13 protein-coding genes are annotated in these 14,357 nt (G+C 66.8%); 11 read left to right on the forward strand and 2 right to left on the reverse strand.

What is annotated here, in order from left to right; translation table 11 throughout:
* The first annotated feature begins 47 nt into the window (after positions 1-47).
* Entirely contained in the window at positions 48-1,478 is a 1,431-nt protein-coding gene (locus I8J34_RS02745; RefSeq protein ID WP_214359837.1) for an AsmA family protein, read from the forward strand.
* A 27-nt stretch (positions 1,479-1,505) separates the two neighbouring features.
* On the opposite strand, the gene I8J34_RS02750 is transcribed toward I8J34_RS02745, so the two are convergent.
* Positions 1,506-2,126, reverse strand: coding sequence for a trimeric intracellular cation channel family protein (locus I8J34_RS02750; protein ID WP_214359838.1), 621 nt, complete (start codon positions 2,124-2,126; stop codon positions 1,506-1,508).
* Between the two features lie 475 nt (positions 2,127-2,601).
* On the opposite strand from I8J34_RS02750, the gene I8J34_RS02755 reads away from it, so the two are divergent.
* From I8J34_RS02755 to I8J34_RS02770, 4 genes are all read left to right on the forward strand, one after another.
* The gene (locus I8J34_RS02755) at positions 2,602-3,063 is read left to right on the forward strand and encodes a tautomerase family protein (protein WP_214359839.1); all 462 of its coding nucleotides are present in this window, start codon (positions 2,602-2,604) and stop codon (positions 3,061-3,063) included.
* Positions 3,064-3,315: 252 nt separating this feature from the next.
* Complete coding sequence (locus I8J34_RS02760) at positions 3,316-4,263, forward strand: NAD(P)H-dependent flavin oxidoreductase (RefSeq protein WP_214359840.1); 948 nt, start codon at positions 3,316-3,318, stop codon at positions 4,261-4,263.
* 49 nt (positions 4,264-4,312) lie between these two features.
* The gene (locus tag I8J34_RS02765; RefSeq protein ID WP_214359841.1) at positions 4,313-5,176 is read left to right on the forward strand and encodes a branched-chain amino acid ABC transporter permease; all 864 of its coding nucleotides are present in this window, start codon (positions 4,313-4,315) and stop codon (positions 5,174-5,176) included.
* Entirely contained in the window at positions 5,173-6,090 is a 918-nt protein-coding gene (locus I8J34_RS02770; protein WP_214359842.1) for a branched-chain amino acid ABC transporter permease, read from the forward strand. The genes I8J34_RS02765 and I8J34_RS02770 overlap by 4 nt, the downstream gene beginning before the upstream one ends.
* A gap of 209 nt (positions 6,091-6,299) precedes the next feature.
* On the opposite strand, the gene I8J34_RS02775 is transcribed toward I8J34_RS02770, so the two are convergent.
* On the reverse strand, positions 6,300-7,742 hold the full coding sequence (locus I8J34_RS02775; RefSeq protein ID WP_214359843.1) for a YdgA family protein: 1,443 nt from the start codon (positions 7,740-7,742) through the stop codon (positions 6,300-6,302).
* Between the two features lie 162 nt (positions 7,743-7,904).
* Here I8J34_RS02775 and I8J34_RS02780 point away from each other — a divergent pair, with 162 nt between their 5' ends.
* From I8J34_RS02780 to I8J34_RS02805, 6 genes are all read left to right on the forward strand, one after another.
* Complete coding sequence (locus I8J34_RS02780) at positions 7,905-9,062, forward strand: ABC transporter substrate-binding protein (protein WP_214359844.1); 1,158 nt, start codon at positions 7,905-7,907, stop codon at positions 9,060-9,062.
* 10 nt (positions 9,063-9,072) lie between these two features.
* On the forward strand, positions 9,073-9,687 hold the full coding sequence (locus tag I8J34_RS02785; protein ID WP_214359845.1) for a flavin prenyltransferase UbiX: 615 nt from the start codon (positions 9,073-9,075) through the stop codon (positions 9,685-9,687).
* Between the two features lie 328 nt (positions 9,688-10,015).
* Positions 10,016-11,041, forward strand: a complete 1,026-nt coding sequence (locus tag I8J34_RS02790) for an amino acid ABC transporter substrate-binding protein (RefSeq protein ID WP_214359846.1) — start codon at positions 10,016-10,018, stop codon at positions 11,039-11,041.
* Positions 11,042-11,113: 72 nt separating this feature from the next.
* Positions 11,114-12,304, forward strand: coding sequence for an amino acid ABC transporter permease (locus I8J34_RS02795; protein ID WP_214359847.1), 1,191 nt, complete (start codon positions 11,114-11,116; stop codon positions 12,302-12,304).
* Between the two features lies 1 nt (position 12,305).
* Positions 12,306-13,409 carry an amino acid ABC transporter permease gene (locus tag I8J34_RS02800; RefSeq protein WP_214359848.1) on the forward strand — a complete coding sequence of 368 codons (1,104 nt, stop codon included), beginning with the start codon at positions 12,306-12,308 and terminating at the stop codon, positions 13,407-13,409.
* An 86-nt stretch (positions 13,410-13,495) separates the two neighbouring features.
* Complete coding sequence (locus I8J34_RS02805; protein ID WP_214359883.1) at positions 13,496-14,224, forward strand: amino acid ABC transporter ATP-binding protein; 729 nt, start codon at positions 13,496-13,498, stop codon at positions 14,222-14,224.
* Positions 14,225-14,357: the final 133 nt, after the last annotated feature.

Below are 14,357 nucleotides of genomic sequence, written 5' to 3' on the forward strand. Positions count from 1 at the left end.
ATGCCCGCGCCGAATGGTCGTCCCATCGCGCTGCCACGGTTGTCGCCATGACCGTACCCAAGCGTCCCCGCCGTCGCAGTCTGCGCATCCTGCTGCTGGTGGCGGGCGTGCTGCTAGTCTGTGTCGTGACGCTCTGGCAATTCGCTGATCGTTGGCTGGCCCAGACGCTGGCCGTACAGGTCAACGCCCATGTCGCCGGTCATCTGCGCATCGACGGGCCGGTGTCGCTGCAAGTCTTCCCGCCGCGGCTGGCCCTCGCCGACGTCTCCTGGCGGGGGCCGGGCGAGACCCCCAGCCGGCTGCAGATCGACCATCTCGCCATGGCCAGCGACTGGACCGGCAAGGACGGCACCCGGCCGCTCTCCGTGGACCTCGACGGCGTGCGCGGCCAGTTGCGCCAGCAGGCCGACGGCCGGTGGCAGGTGCCGGCGCCCGCCGGCGAAACGGCCGGCTCCGGCATGCCGCTGCGCCTCGCCCGCCTCGACCTGTCGGACATGCGCATGGCGCTGCTCGGCCACGGCACGCCGCCTGCGACGCTGCGTGTCGAGCGCGCCCAAGTCACCGAATCCCCTGGCAGCTGGCAAGCCACGGTCGACGGCGGCGCCGCGCAGGCCGACACCCAGCTCGACGGCCGCCTGACCGCCACCCTGCAAACGACGCCCACCGGCCCGCAATTGGCCGATGTCACCGCCCACCTCGCCGGCGCAGTCGGCGCCACCCGCATCGACCGGCTCACTCTCACGCTCGCCAGCGCGCGGCAAACGCCGGACGGCGCCTTCCGCGCCGATGGCCTCGCTGCCGAGTTGCAGGCCCAGCAAGGCACGCAGCAGCTGCGCCTCAGCACCCGCGCCGCCACCGCAGCCCATGCCGACGCGCGTAGCGAACTCCTCGGCACCCACATCCAGGCCACGCTGACCCCCGCCGGCCCGGCCGAGTCGGCCACCGCCACGCTCGACGGCGCCGACCTGCAACTCGCCGCCGGCCACCTCACCGCCACCGGCACCCTGCAGTTGGCCACCACGCTGCCCGCCGGCCCGGTCGACCTCGCGGCCGACGCCATGCAATTGACCGCCGATCTGGCCGCCCGCCGCGTCGAGGCCCGGTCGCCGAGCCTGCACGTCCACCTGCCCGACCCCGCCAAGCCGGGCGCCCAGCTCAGGCTCGATGCCGAGATGGCCGGCCATTGGGACATGGACGCACGGCGCGGCGCCGGCACAGTGAGCGCGCAGGTCGAGCGCAGCCGCCTCGACGGTCAATGGCATGTGGATCTGGACAATGCGCGCTGGCTGGCCGTGCAGGCCCGGGTGGACCGGCTCAACCTGGATCGCTGGCGGCCGCCAAGCCGCCCGTCGAGCGAGCCGCTGCCGCTCGACGCTTGGCGCGACTGGCCGGTGCAACTCGACCTGCAGGTCGGCCGCCTGCGCATGGAAGGCATCGACGCGCGCGACACCCGCCTGCGGATCAACACCTCGCCGTAGGGCCAATTTCAACCGGCCAAAAAACCGCTAGCGCCGCACCGAATAGATCGGCAGATGCCACTTGAAGCGGATCGACAACAGCCGGATCGTGCAGATCACCCCGCCGGCCGCCAGTGCCGCCACATCATGACCCACCCCCGCCTCGGGCAGCGCGATCAGCACCAGCGCCCCCAGCCACGCCGCACTGCCATACAAGGTGCCGCCAAACACCACCGGCGCCTCGTTGCACAACACATCGCGCAGGATCCCGCCGAACACCCCGGTCACCACCCCCATCAGGCTCGCCACCAGCCACGGCGCCCCATGCGCCAGCGCCACCGACGTGCCCACCACGGTAAACAGCGACAGTCCGATCGCATCCGGCAGCAAAAACAACTGCGCCGGCAAGCGCACCCGCCGCGCCAGCAGGAAGGTGACCACCCCCGCCACCAGCGCCGTGATCAGGTAGGCCTGATCGGCAATCCAGAACACCGTGCGGTCGAGCAGCATGTCGCGCAACGACCCGCCGCCCAGCGCCGCCGCCAGCGCGACGACCACCATGCCGAACAGATCGAAGGGTTTGCGCCCCGCCTCCAGCACGCCCGAGGCCGCATTGACCGCCGCCCCGGCGAGACCGAGGCCATAGATGAGAGGTTCGATGCCTTGCATGGGGCGGAGGATAGCAGGGGGTGGCGGGGTGCGGTTTGCGTGTTTGAGCTGAACCATGGCCGAAGCGCGCCGGGTCCGCTGATGCGCGATGCGTTCGTCGTAGGATGGGCAACTCGTTCCCCATCATCGTGTCGCGCGACCGTTGATCGAAACTGGAACGGCGACCGTCCGGGAGCTGATGGCCTTTTATGTAGGGCGGATCAGCGAAGCGTCATCCGCCGAATTCCACCACTTCAATCACCGCATGTGGCGGAAGGCGCTCCGCTTTTTCTTCGTACACGGGGCGCCGCGTCTTCCGATGCCCCGTGTACGACTTTACCCACAAGAGGTATTCTCACAACGCGAGAGGGTGGTCCCGATAGCAAGCTTGTTTGACGGATAATCCGACAGGCATCGCGAATGGACATTCGAAGATTCTGACTCTCGCTTGCTGCCCGAGATATCAGTGGATATCCGCACTCCGGTGTCTGGGTAAATGCTGTTGGGCGGCACAGAACTCGCATCCGAGCAAACCCGCCCACGCCAATCTACTTCCGTCGTCATGCCCAGCACTCTCATCGAAGTTCGCCGCAGCTACACGTTGGAGCAAGAAGCCCGCATCATCGAAGCCGTTCATTCGGCGTTGATCGAGGGCTTCAAGATTCCTCAGGGCGACCGGTGCATTCGGCTCGTCACACATGAGCCACATCGCTTCGTTGTGCCTGAGGACAAGCGCCAGCCCGAGTTGTACACACTTGTCACGATCAGTGCCTTCTCTGGACGTTCGCTTGAGGCGAAACGCCGTCTTTACCAGTCGCTGATTCGTCATCTGGCAGGGGTAGGAATTCCGGCGGACCACATCAAGATCATGCTCAATGAAATCCCCGGCGAAAACTGGGGTCTAGCCGGCGGAAAGCCCGGTTCGGAAATTGACCTTGGCTATAACGTCGAGATCTGAGAGCCACCGGCCTCCATGATCGAGCGGATACGCCGTCGGGGGGCCGGCTGCTTCGAGCGTTGACGTTGTAGCAAGCGTAGCCCGGACAAGGCCCGAAGGGCCGCCTCCGGGATCGGTCGGCGGATCGGGCTCTGATCTCGGATTGCGCCTCGCTTCATCCGGCCGACGACTCATCGGAGCACATCAGGTTTCCGGCACACCGAAAACGGCCGACAATCCGCCTGTCACCGTTCGCTGCCGAAGGAGCCCGCCATGTCTCTCCCCGCCGCTTTCCAATCCACGCTCCGCCTGCCGGCCATTGCCGCGCCGATGTTCCTGGTCTCCGGCCCCGAGCTGGTGATCGCGGCCTGCCGGGCCGGGGTGGCTGGGTCCTTCCCGGCGCTGAATGCGCGTACCAGCGAGTTGCTGGACGAATGGCTGGGCGAGATCAACGCGGCGCTGGCGGTGACGCCGTGTGCGCCCTACGGGGTGAATCTGATCCTGCATGCCAGTAACCCGCGGGTGCGGCCGGATCTGGATTTGCTGGTCAAGCACAAGGTGCCCTTCGTCATCACCAGCCTGGGGCATCCGGGCGAGGTGGTGGAGGCGGTGAAGAGTTACGGTGGGGTGGTGTTTTCGGATGTGATCCATGCCTACCATGCGCGCAAGGCGATGGGGGCGGGGGTGGATGGCATCATCGCGGTGGCGGCGGGGGCCGGCGGGCATGCGGGGTCGCAAAGCCCGTTCAGCCTGGTGCGCGAGATCCGCGAGTTCTGGCATGGCACGCTGGTGCTGGCCGGCGCGATGTCGGACGGCGCAGGGGTGCGCGCGGCGGAGGTGATGGGGGCGGACCTCGCTTACCTGGGCACGCGCTTCATCGCCACGCAGGAGGCGATGGCGCAGGTGGCGTACAAGCAGATGCTGGTCGACTGCGGGGCGGACGACATCGTCTATACCGATGCGGTGTCGGGCACCAATGCCAACTTCCTGTGGCCGAGCCTGGCGGCGGCGGGCTTCTCGCGCGAGCAGCTCACGCTCAGCCTGGGCAAGGGCAAGATCAAGGACATGCAGGACGAGGCCAAGGCCTGGCGCGATGTGTGGAGCGCCGGCCACGGGGTGGCGACGATCCACGACATCCCGACCGTGGCCGAATTGGTGGCGCGCCTCGGTGCGGAATACGACGCCGCCTGCGCGCTGGGCCGGAGCGCTGCCTGCCGGTGAGGCGGCGACCGGGCCGGCGCCGCGGCCCGGAGCGGGTATCCTGCGCCCCATGATCGGGCAGATTCTTCTCAGCGGACTGGCCACCGGCTGCATCTACGGGCTGGTGGCGCTGTCCTTCGTGCTGGTTTACAAGGCCACCGAGGCGGTCAGTTTCATGCAGGGCGAGCTGCTGATGGTCGGCGCCTTTGCCGCGGTGCTGCTGTCGGCCGCCGCCGGCTGGCCGGCCTGGGTGGCGGTGCTGGCCAGCGTGCTGCTGCTGGCGCTGGCCGGGGCGCTGATCGAGCGGCTGGCGCTGCGCCGGGCGATGGGCCAGCCGCATCTGACCGCGGTGCTGCTCACCTTCGGCCTGGGGCTGGTGCTGCGCGGTGCGGTCACCACCGTGCCCGAGGCCACGCACCGCGCCCATCTGCTGAGCCTGCCGGGGCTGGGCGGGCAGGTGGCCTGGGGTGACATGGTGGCGAGCGGCGCCCAGCTCGGGGTGATCGCCGCCACGCTGCTGAGCTGTGCGGCGTTGGCGGCCTTTTTTCGCTACACCCGGGTCGGCCTCGCCTTGCGCGCCTGTTCGGAGAACCCGCGTATCGCATCGATGATGGGGGTCTCGGTGCCGGCCATGCACACCCTGGCCTGGGCGCTCGGTGCGGCGTTGGCGGCGCTGGCCGGCAGCCTGATGGCGCCGGTCACCTTCGTGCATCCGGGCATGGGGGTGGTGGCGCTCAAGGCGTTTCCGGCGGCGGTGATCGGCGGCATGCACAGCCTGCCCGGCGCGCTGGCCGGCGGGGTGTTCATCGGCGTGCTCGAAGCGCTGGCCGGGCGCTACCTGCCCGAGGGCGTCAATCATGTGGCGGCCTATGCGCTGATGCTGGTCGCGCTGCTGTGTTTTCCGCGCGGGCTGTTCGGCGGGCGGGCCGCATGAGGCCGGCGCTCGCGCTGCTGGCCCTGGCCGCCGTGGCGTTGGCCGTGCTCGGGGTGGACTACGGCCTGAGCCAGCTGGCCTTTGTCGCCACCTGGGCGGTGGCCGGGTTGGGGCTGGTGATCATCCTCGGCCAGAGCGGGCAGATCTCGCTCGGCCACGGGGCCTTTCTGGCGGTGGGCGCCTATGTGCAGGCGGGCTGGGTGGCGCTGGGCGCGCCGCCGCTGCTGGGGCTGGGCCTGGCGCTGGCGGCCGGCGCTCTGCTGGGCGGGCTGGCCAGCTTGCCGGGGCGGCGTCTTGGCGGCCTGGCCTTCGGCATGAGTACGCTGGCGGTGGCCTTGATCGTGGAGGAGGCGTTGGTACGCTTCGACGGCCTCACCGGCGGCGCGTCGGGCCTGAGCGTGCCGCCGCTGGTGGTGGCGGGCTGGACGGCGAGCGATCCGCTGGCGCAGTGCGCGGTGAGCGCGGCGGTGCTGGCATTGGCGCTGCTGGCCTGCCGACGGCTGCGGGATTCGCGCCTCGGGCGGGCGTGGCGTGCGGTGCGCGACGATGAAGTCGCGGCGGCGGCCAGCGGCATCGACACCGGCGCGGTCAAGCTGCGCGCATTCGCGGTGGGCGGGGCGCTGGGGGCCCTGGCCGGCGCTTTGTATGCGCACTGGCTGGGCTATCTGAGCCCCGAGCAGTTCGGCCTGCCGCTGTCTTTCGAGTTGCTGATGCTGGCCTTCGTCGGCGGTGCGAGCCGGCTGATGGGCGCGGTGTGGGGGGCGGTGGTGATCGTCGCGCTGCCGCAGGCGATTGCCCTGGTGCGCGAGGCGCTGCCGGCCGGCGTGGCCAATCTGGCGGGGCTGGAACTGCTCGGCTTCGGACTGGTGCTGGTGGCGGTGGTGCTGTGGCGCCCGGCCGGGCTGGCACGCTGAGGCCACGGAGAAGCGCCGCTGACGGCGTTGCGCGCCCTTGCCGTGCTATTCGCACTGTCTGCGGGCGCGCGCCTTGTCAGCGGCGCTTCTGCGCCGTGGCCGGGGCGGGCTTGAAACGGTTTCCTGCGGTGTTCAAAGTGACGTTGGCGGGGTGAAACCCGCCCCACGGGGTGGCGGGCCGGGCGTGTTGCGCCGGCCCGCCAGTCGGCTTATTGCATGGCCATCGGGTTGAAGGGCTGGCCGTTGACGGTGAGCTGGCCGGCCTTGAAGGCGACGGTGGATTTCACCACGCCGCCGTCGCGGGTGATGTAGCCCTGGCCGCTCAGTTGCTGGAGCTTGTCTTCGAGTTGGGCGACGACCATCTGCAGGTCGTCGTCGGAGACCGTGCCGGTCTCGCTCATGGCGCTCATCTGGGCATGGGCGCGATCCTTGACCATGCCGAGCAGCATGGCTTCGGGCAAGGCGATGTTGCCGCCGGCATCGAGCACGGCCATGATCAGACCGGGGTTGGCCATGGCCTCGGGGGTGATACCGGGGACGCTGGCGCGCAGGTCGAGGTGCGCATCGCCATGCGGGGTGGTGAAGCTCAGGCGGTCGAGCGAGAAGCTGGGGTTGTGGCCGAGCAGCTCCATGGCCGGCTCGGCGAGCGGGGCCAGTGCCAGCTGCGGATCGGCGTCGGGGCCGACCATGCGGGGGTTGGAATAGGCCTGGAGCAGCGTGCGGTACAGCTTGGCAACGGTGCGCGCATGCAGGTGCTTGAACGACAGGTCGTAGTGCGCCGGGCCGTAGTTGGTGCCGCCGATGTCGACCACTTGGGCGCCCATCTTGGCGACCATGTCGACGAAGTCGCCCTCGGCGGGCATGTCGACATCGTAGGTGATCTGCTTGAGGGCGATCGGGGCGGCCTCGTCGCCGGCAACGCGCATCTGAATGTCGTCGATGCTGAAGCGTTGGCTGCCGGCGAGCAGCAGCGGCTCGTCGTCGAAAATGCGTTGCTGCTCACCGGTGAAGCGCATGCCGGTCATCACCATGTGGGTGCCGGTGGCGTCCTTGACTTCGAGCTTGGGTGCTTCGCCGCGCATGGTGTAGCGGGTCATGTTGGGGGCGAAGTCCACCTCGGCGCTGATGCCTTGCCAGGCGACGTCGACCGGTTCGCCGGTCTCCGGGTTGGGGATCTGCGCGTTGACGGCGGGGCTCAGCACCTTGGAGGTGCCGCTGCCGTCGAGCTTGAACACGGTGTGGCCGGTGAGCGGCTTGTTGTCGCCGAACAGCTTGGCGACCTCGGCCTGGGTGTCGGCGTCGAACACCAGTTCGCTGTCGACCACCGCGGCCGCCAGTGCGCCGCCGGCGAAGGGGCCGTGCTGGATCTGCGACTGGAAGCGGATGCGCAGCGGCTGCGCGGGGGTGTCCGGCGCATCGGCGGAGGCTTGCAGGGCGCGCATCATGTCGCCGAACAGCTCGATGGTGACCGACTCGCTGGCGCTGAACACACCGCGTTCGTAGGTGCGCTCGACGATCTTGGCGTAGGGCAGGGTCTCGGCCTGCTTGTATTGGGCGTCGAGGGTGGATTCGACACGTGCGCCGAGATACCAGGCGGCCGCCGGGTAGGCGATGACGGGGGCGGCAATCAGGGCGAGCCAGGATTTCTTCATTGCGGGGGATCCTATGATGAGAGTGTTCGGGCACGGCGGGCGTGCCGCAGGCGGCAAGTATAACGACATCATAAGCGCGCCGTGAGCGGTTCCGCCCGCTTGAATGCCGGTTGCGGTTTGGCGTGATAATGGCCGTTCGGACAACACGCACGGAGGGGCAGCATGCTGCGACGATTCTTGATGGCATGGCTGGTGGGCGTGCTGACCTGCGGCGGGGCGCAGGCCGAGCCGGGGGTGACGCCGGAGCGCGTCCGCGTGGGGACGGTGCAGGATCTGTCCGGCCCCATCGCCATGCTCGGCGCGCCGATCCGCGACGGCATGCGGATGCGCTTCGAGGAGGCCAACGCACGCGGCGGCGTGCATGGCCGGCAGCTGGTGCTGGCGGTCGAGGACAGCGGCTACGACCCGAAGCGCGCAGTGCTGGCCACGCGCAAACTGCTGACGCGCGACCCGGTGTTCGCCTTCGTCGGCACGCTGGGCACGCCGGTGGTGATGGCCTCGATGCCGCTGGTGCTCGAGGCCGGGCGGCCGCACCTGTTCCCCTTCTCGCCGCATCAGGCCACGTATGCGCCGCTGCATCCGCTCAAGTTCCAGCTGTTTGCGCCTTACCAGGACTACATGAACGCCGCGGTGCGGGCGATGGTGGCGCGCGGCGGCTACCGTCGCGTGGGCCTGCTGTTCCAGGACGACGACTACGGCCACGAGGTGAAAAAGGGCGTCGAGGCCGGCCTGGCCGCGCGCGGGTTGGCGCTGGTCGAGTCGGTCGGCTACAAGCGCGGCGCCACCGACTTTGCCAGCCAGGTCGCGCGCTTGCGCGCGGCCGAGTGCGACCTGGTGGTGCTGGCCACCGTGGTGCGCGAGACGGTGGGCGCCGTCACCGAGGCGCGCAAGACCGGCTGGGCGGTCGACATGCTGGTCACCGCCTCGGGCTATTCGGCGCAGACCCACGCGTTGGGCGGCGCGGCGATGGAGGGGCTGTATGGCGTGAGCGTGATGCCGCTGCCCTATGCCGAGGGCGCCAATCGTGCGCTGGCTGACTGGATCGACCGCTATCGCAGCCGCTTCGGCACGGCGCCCAACATCTGGAGCGCCATGGGCTACAACGTGGCCGACGTGTTCATCCAGGGCCTGGAGGCGACGGGGCGCGATCTGACCGCTGCGCGCTTCGCCCGCGCCATGGAAGGCCTGCACACCACGCGCGATTTCTTCGGCAGCCCGGAGTATCGCTTTTCGGCCGACGATCACCTGGGCAACCGCCACGGGCGGCTGGCGCGCATCGAGAATGGGCGCTGGGTGCTGATCAGCGATTATCTGCAGTGAGGGACGACGCATGACGACATCCAAGACCATCACCGTGGCGCTGACCGGCGCCTCGGGCATGGCCTACGGTCTGCGGCTGATCGAGTGCCTGCTCGGCGCCGGGCATAAAGTCTGGCTGCTCTACAGCCAGGTGGCGCAGATCGTGGCCAGGCAGGAGATGGACTGGCAGCTGCCCTCGCGACCGGCGGAGGTGGAGGCCGAGCTGTCGGCCCGTTTCGGGGCGGCGCCGGGGCAGTTGCAGGTGTTCGGCCGCGAGGCCTGGTTCGCCCCGCCGGCCTCGGGCTCCAACCCGCCGGATGCCATGGTGGTGTGCCCGTGCACCATGGGCCGGTTGGCATCGATCGCCAACGGCATGAGCCAGGACCTGATCGAACGGGCGGCCGACGTGGTCATCAAGGAGGGGCGCAAGCTCGTGCTGGTGCCGCGCGAAACACCGTTTTCGGCCATCCATCTCGAGAACATGCTCAAGCTGGCGCGGCTCGGCGTGTGCATCCTTCCGGCGAATCCGGGCTTTTACACGCGCCCCGCGACGGTGCAGGAACTGATCGACTTCATTGTTGCACGCATCCTTGACCAGCTCGGAATCGCACACGAATTGGTCGCTAGATGGGGAGAAAGTGACTGAAAATGCAGCGGTTTTGTGTGCTGCAGCATCCCGGTGAGATGGTGGTGCGTATAACTGGCATCAAAAATGCTCCGGTCTGTTTTGTGCAACGCAGTGCACGGCCAAAAGCATGGAGCACAGCATTGCTGCATATGCACATTTCGTCGCCTTTTCACCGTGAGTGATTGTTCTATCAGGGTTTTCCACAGGGTAACTTTCGTTGTACTCGGGCTCATACAGTTGTTTAAATAGGAAGGAGTTCGTGTTTACCCGAAGAATTCGGACAACGCGGGCCCGGTGCCGATGGGGCACCCAACTCACAAAAAATGATTTCGGAGGAGTAGTTCCCATGAAGATTCTACGAATTTCCGTTCTGACCGCCGTGGCTACCGCCGGCATGGCACTGGTGGGTTCTGCCCATGCCGGGACCACGTTCGATGCCGTCAAGAAAAAGGGTTTCGTCCAGTGCGGCGTCAGTACCGGTCTGCCCGGATTCTCGGCCACCGACGACAAGGGCGCCTGGAAGGGCATCGACGTCGATGCCTGCCGTGCGGTGGCGGCGGCCCTGTTCGGCGATGCCAACAAGGTGAAATACACCCCGCTCAACGCCAAGGAGCGCTTCACCGCGCTGCAGTCGGGCGAAGTGGACATGCTCCCGCGCAACACCACCTGGACCTACACCCGCGACACCAGCCTGGGCCTCAACTTCGCCGGTGTGAACTACTACGACGGCCAGGGCTTCATGGTGACCAAGAAGCTGGGCGTGAAGAGCGCCAAGGAATTGTCGGGTGCCCAGGTGTGCATCCAGGCCGGGACCACCACCGAGCTGAACCTGGCCGACTACTTCCGTGCCAACAAGATGGAATACAAGGCCATCACCTACGACAGCTCGGATGAAACCGTGAAGGCCTTCGAATCCGGCCGCTGCGACATGCTGACCTCCGACCAGTCCCAGCTCTACGCGCTGCGCATCAAGCTGGCCGACCCGTCCAGCGCCATCGTGCTGCCCGAGATCATTTCCAAGGAGCCGCTGGGCCCGGTGGTGCGTCAGGGTGACGACGAGTGGTTCAACCTGGTGCGCTGGTCGCTGTTCGCGCAGCTCAACGCCGAAGAGGCGGGCATCACCATGAAGAACGTCGACGAGATGATGAAGAGCGCCGACCCCAACGTGCGCCGCATCCTGGGCGTCGAGGGCGTCAAGGGCGAGTTCCTCGGCGTCGATGACAAGTGGGCCTACAACATCATCAAGCAGGTGGGTAACTACGGCGAGATGTTCGAGCGCAACGTCGGTCAGGGCAGCGCGCTGAAGATCTCCCGCGGCCAGAACGCGCTGTGGAACAAGGGCGGTATCCAGTACGCACCGCCGATTCGCTAAGGCGGTTTCCTGCCCGGCGTGCCCGTGAGGGCCGCCGGGCGGCCCTTCACCTAAAACCGTCCGAGGCTTTCCATGGCTGATGAGACTTCCGAGCGGGACATCCCCGCCAAGCCACGGCGCCTGACCGATCCCAAGTTCAGGGCGCTGGTCTTTCAGATCCTTGCCAGCATTACCGTTGCTGCATTTCTGTTTTTCATCGTGCGCAATACGCTCCACAACATGGAGTTGCGCGGCATCTCGACCGGTTTCGGTTTTCTCGATCGTGTTTCCGGTTTCGGCATCCTGCAGTCGTTGATCGAATACGACGAAAGCTCGACCTACGGGCGCACCTTCCTGGTCGGTCTGCTCAACACCCTCCTGGTGTCGGCGCTGGGGGTCTTCTTCGCCACCCTGATCGGTTTCGTCATGGGGGTGCTGCGACTGTCGTCGAACTGGCTGATCAACAAGCTGGCCACGGTTTACATCGAAACCTTCCGCAACATTCCCTTGTTGCTGCAGATCTTCTTCTGGTATTTCGCCATCGGCTTCAACCTGCCGAGTCCGCGCCAGAGCATCACGGTGGGTGAATCGCTGTTCCTCAACAACCGGGGGCTCTACCTGCCGGCGCCGGTCTTCGAGGACGGTTTCATGGCCACCGGGCTGGCGATCGTCGGGTCGATCATTGCGGTCATCTTCCTGGCTCGCTGGGCGCGCAAGCGCTTCGAGGCGACCGGGCAGCTGTTCCACACCGTCTATGCCTCGCTGGCCATCCTGATCGGTGTGCCGACGCTGGTCTATGTGGCCACCGGCATGCCGATGCACCTGGACTATCCGACGCTGCAAGGATTCAACTTCAAGGGCGGGCTCACGGTCATCCCCGAGTTGTTCGCCCTGACGCTGGCGCTGTCGATCTACACCGGTGCGTTCATCGCCGAAACGGTGCGCAGCGGCATCCAGTCCGTCTCGCACGGGCAGACCGAAGCGGCCAGCGCGTTGGGGCTGCGGCCGAGCTGGACCTTGCGTCTGGTGGTGATTCCGCAGGCCATGCGGGTGATCATCCCGCCGCTGACCAGCCAGTATCTCAATCTCACCAAGAACTCGTCCCTGGCGGCGGCCATCGGCTACCCCGACCTGGTGGCGGTGTTCGCCGGCACGACGCTCAACCAGACCGGCCAGGCGGTGGAGGTCATCGCCATCACCATGAGCGTGTACCTCGTCCTCAGCCTGGTGATCTCGGTCTTCATGAACTGGTACAACGCCAAGATGGCGTTGAGGGAGCGCTGAGATGAGCCACAACTTTGTTCCGTTGCCCGACCAGCCGCCACCGACGGCCTCCGTCGGCGCCATCGGCTGGCTGCGCCGCAATCTGTTCTCCAGCATCGGCAACACGCTGCTCACGCTGCTGTCGATCTATGTGCTGGCGGTCAGCCTGCCGCCGGTGATCAACTGGGCGTTCATCGACGCCGACTGGGTCGGTGTCAGCCGTGACGCCTGCACCTCGGGCGGCGCCTGCTGGGTGTTTGTCAGCGCCCGGTTCGAGACCTTCATGTACGGCTTCTTCCCGGCCGAGGAAACCTGGCGGATCAACCTGATCTACGGTTCCCTGTTCCTGTGCATGGCGCCGCTGTTCTTCGACAAGTTCCCCTACAAGGTGCAGCTGGGCGCATTCGTCATCTTCGTCTTCCCGATCTTCGGCTTCATCCTGATGTTCGGTGGTGTGTTCGGCCTGACGCCGGTGGAAACCAGCCAGTGGGGCGGCATGACGCTGACCCTGTTGCTGGCCTCGGTCGGCTGCGTGGCGGCGCTGCCGCTGGGCATCTTGCTGGCGCTCGGGCGGCAGGCGACGAACATGCCGGCGGTCAAGTCGATGTGCGTGCTGTTCATCGAGTTCTGGCGCGGCGTGCCGCTGATCACCGTGCTGTTCATGTCCTCGGTGATGCTGCCGCTGTTTCTGCCCGAGGGGGTGAGCTTCGACAAGCTGCTGCGGGCGCTGATCGGCATCACGCTGTTCCAGTCGGCCTACATGGCCGAGGTGGTGCGCGGTGGCCTGCAGGCGATTCCCAAGGGGCAATACGAGGCGGCCGATGCGCTGGGTCTGTCCTACTGGAAGAAGATGGGGCTGATCGTGCTGCCGCAGGCGATGAAGATCGTCATCCCCGGCATCGTCAACACCTTCATCGCCCTGTTCAAGGACACCACGCTGGTCATCATCGTCGGCCTGCTGGAGATCCTGGGCATGGTGCAGAACGCGCTGAACGATCCGAACTGGCTGGGCTACTCCACCGAGGGCTATGTGTTCACCGCCTTCATGTTCTGGATCTTCTGCTTCAGCATGTCGCGCTACAGCCAGGCGCTGGAACGCAAACTGCACACCGGACACAAGCGCTGACCCGAGCGGTCGCGCCCGTTATCGAATCAACACTGGAGATGGCCATGACAGCTGCCGTTCCGAATGCCGCCGCGAGTTCCGATGTGATGATCGAACTGCGCGGGGTAAACAAGTGGTATGACAAATTCCATGTCCTGAAGGACATCAACCTGCAGGTCGCCAAGGGCGAGCGCATCGTGGTGTGCGGGCCGTCGGGCTCGGGTAAGTCGACCATGATCCGCTGCATCAATCGCCTCGAAGAGCACCAGAAAGGGCAGATCATCGTCGACGGCACCGAGCTGACCTCCGACCTGCGCCAGGTCGAGACCATCCGCAAGGAAGTCGGCATGGTGTTTCAGCACTTCAACCTGTTTCCGCATCTGACCGTGCTCGAGAACCTCGCGCTGGCACCGATGTGGGTGCGCAAGACGCCGCGCAAGGAAGCCGAGGCGCTCGGTATGCAATACCTGGAACGGGTGAAGATCCCCGACCAGGCCAAGAAATACCCCGGCCAGCTCTCCGGCGGCCAGCAGCAGCGCGTGGCGATCGCCCGCAGCCTGTGCATGAACCCGCGCATCATGCTGTTCGACGAGCCGACCTCCGCGCTCGACCCCGAGATGATCAAGGAAGTGCTGGACGTGATGATCGAGCTGGCCGAGTCCGGCATGACCATGATGTGCGTGACGCACGAGATGGGCTTCGCCAAGACGGTGGCCGACAAGGTCATCTTCATGGACCGCGGTCAGATCGTCGAGAGCAACCCGCCCGAGGAGTTCTTCACCAACCCGCAGAACGAGCGCACCAAGCTCTTCCTCAGCCAGATCCTCAATCACTGACCGCCCCCAGGGTCGAGTTTCGCCCGGCCGGCGCAGCCTGCGCCGGGCATTGCTAGAATGCAGGCATCCCCAGGCGGGCGCCCCGGGCCATCCGAGGCGCCCGCCGTCATTCATGGTCCGGCAGGGACGTTGT

It is taken from the genome of Denitromonas iodatirespirans (assembly GCF_018524365.1).
GTDB lineage: Bacteria > Pseudomonadota > Gammaproteobacteria > Burkholderiales > Rhodocyclaceae > Nitrogeniibacter > Nitrogeniibacter iodatirespirans.

Excerpts from the sequence above, each read along its gene's own strand:
- I8J34_RS02780 (WP_214359844.1), top strand. The coding sequence starts at position 7,905 with ATGCTGCGACGATTCTTGATGGCATGGCTGGTGGGCGTGCTGACCTGC.
- I8J34_RS02770 (WP_214359842.1), top strand. The coding sequence starts at position 5,173 with ATGAGGCCGGCGCTCGCGCTGCTGGCCCTGGCCGCCGTGGCGTTGGCC.
- I8J34_RS02750 (WP_214359838.1), bottom strand. The coding sequence starts at position 2,126 with ATGCAAGGCATCGAACCTCTCATCTATGGCCTCGGTCTCGCCGGGGCG.
- I8J34_RS02795 (WP_214359847.1), top strand. The coding sequence starts at position 11,114 with ATGGCTGATGAGACTTCCGAGCGGGACATCCCCGCCAAGCCACGGCGC.
- I8J34_RS02790 (WP_214359846.1), top strand. The coding sequence starts at position 10,016 with ATGAAGATTCTACGAATTTCCGTTCTGACCGCCGTGGCTACCGCCGGC.
- I8J34_RS02775 (WP_214359843.1), bottom strand. The coding sequence starts at position 7,742 with ATGAAGAAATCCTGGCTCGCCCTGATTGCCGCCCCCGTCATCGCCTAC.
- I8J34_RS02785 (WP_214359845.1), top strand. The coding sequence starts at position 9,073 with ATGACGACATCCAAGACCATCACCGTGGCGCTGACCGGCGCCTCGGGC.
- I8J34_RS02805 (WP_214359883.1), top strand. The coding sequence starts at position 13,496 with ATGATCGAACTGCGCGGGGTAAACAAGTGGTATGACAAATTCCATGTC.
- I8J34_RS02760 (WP_214359840.1), top strand. The coding sequence starts at position 3,316 with ATGTCTCTCCCCGCCGCTTTCCAATCCACGCTCCGCCTGCCGGCCATT.
- I8J34_RS02755 (WP_214359839.1), top strand. The coding sequence starts at position 2,602 with ATGCTGTTGGGCGGCACAGAACTCGCATCCGAGCAAACCCGCCCACGC.
- I8J34_RS02800 (WP_214359848.1), top strand. The coding sequence starts at position 12,306 with ATGAGCCACAACTTTGTTCCGTTGCCCGACCAGCCGCCACCGACGGCC.
- I8J34_RS02745 (WP_214359837.1), top strand. The coding sequence starts at position 48 with ATGACCGTACCCAAGCGTCCCCGCCGTCGCAGTCTGCGCATCCTGCTG.
- I8J34_RS02765 (WP_214359841.1), top strand. The coding sequence starts at position 4,313 with ATGATCGGGCAGATTCTTCTCAGCGGACTGGCCACCGGCTGCATCTAC.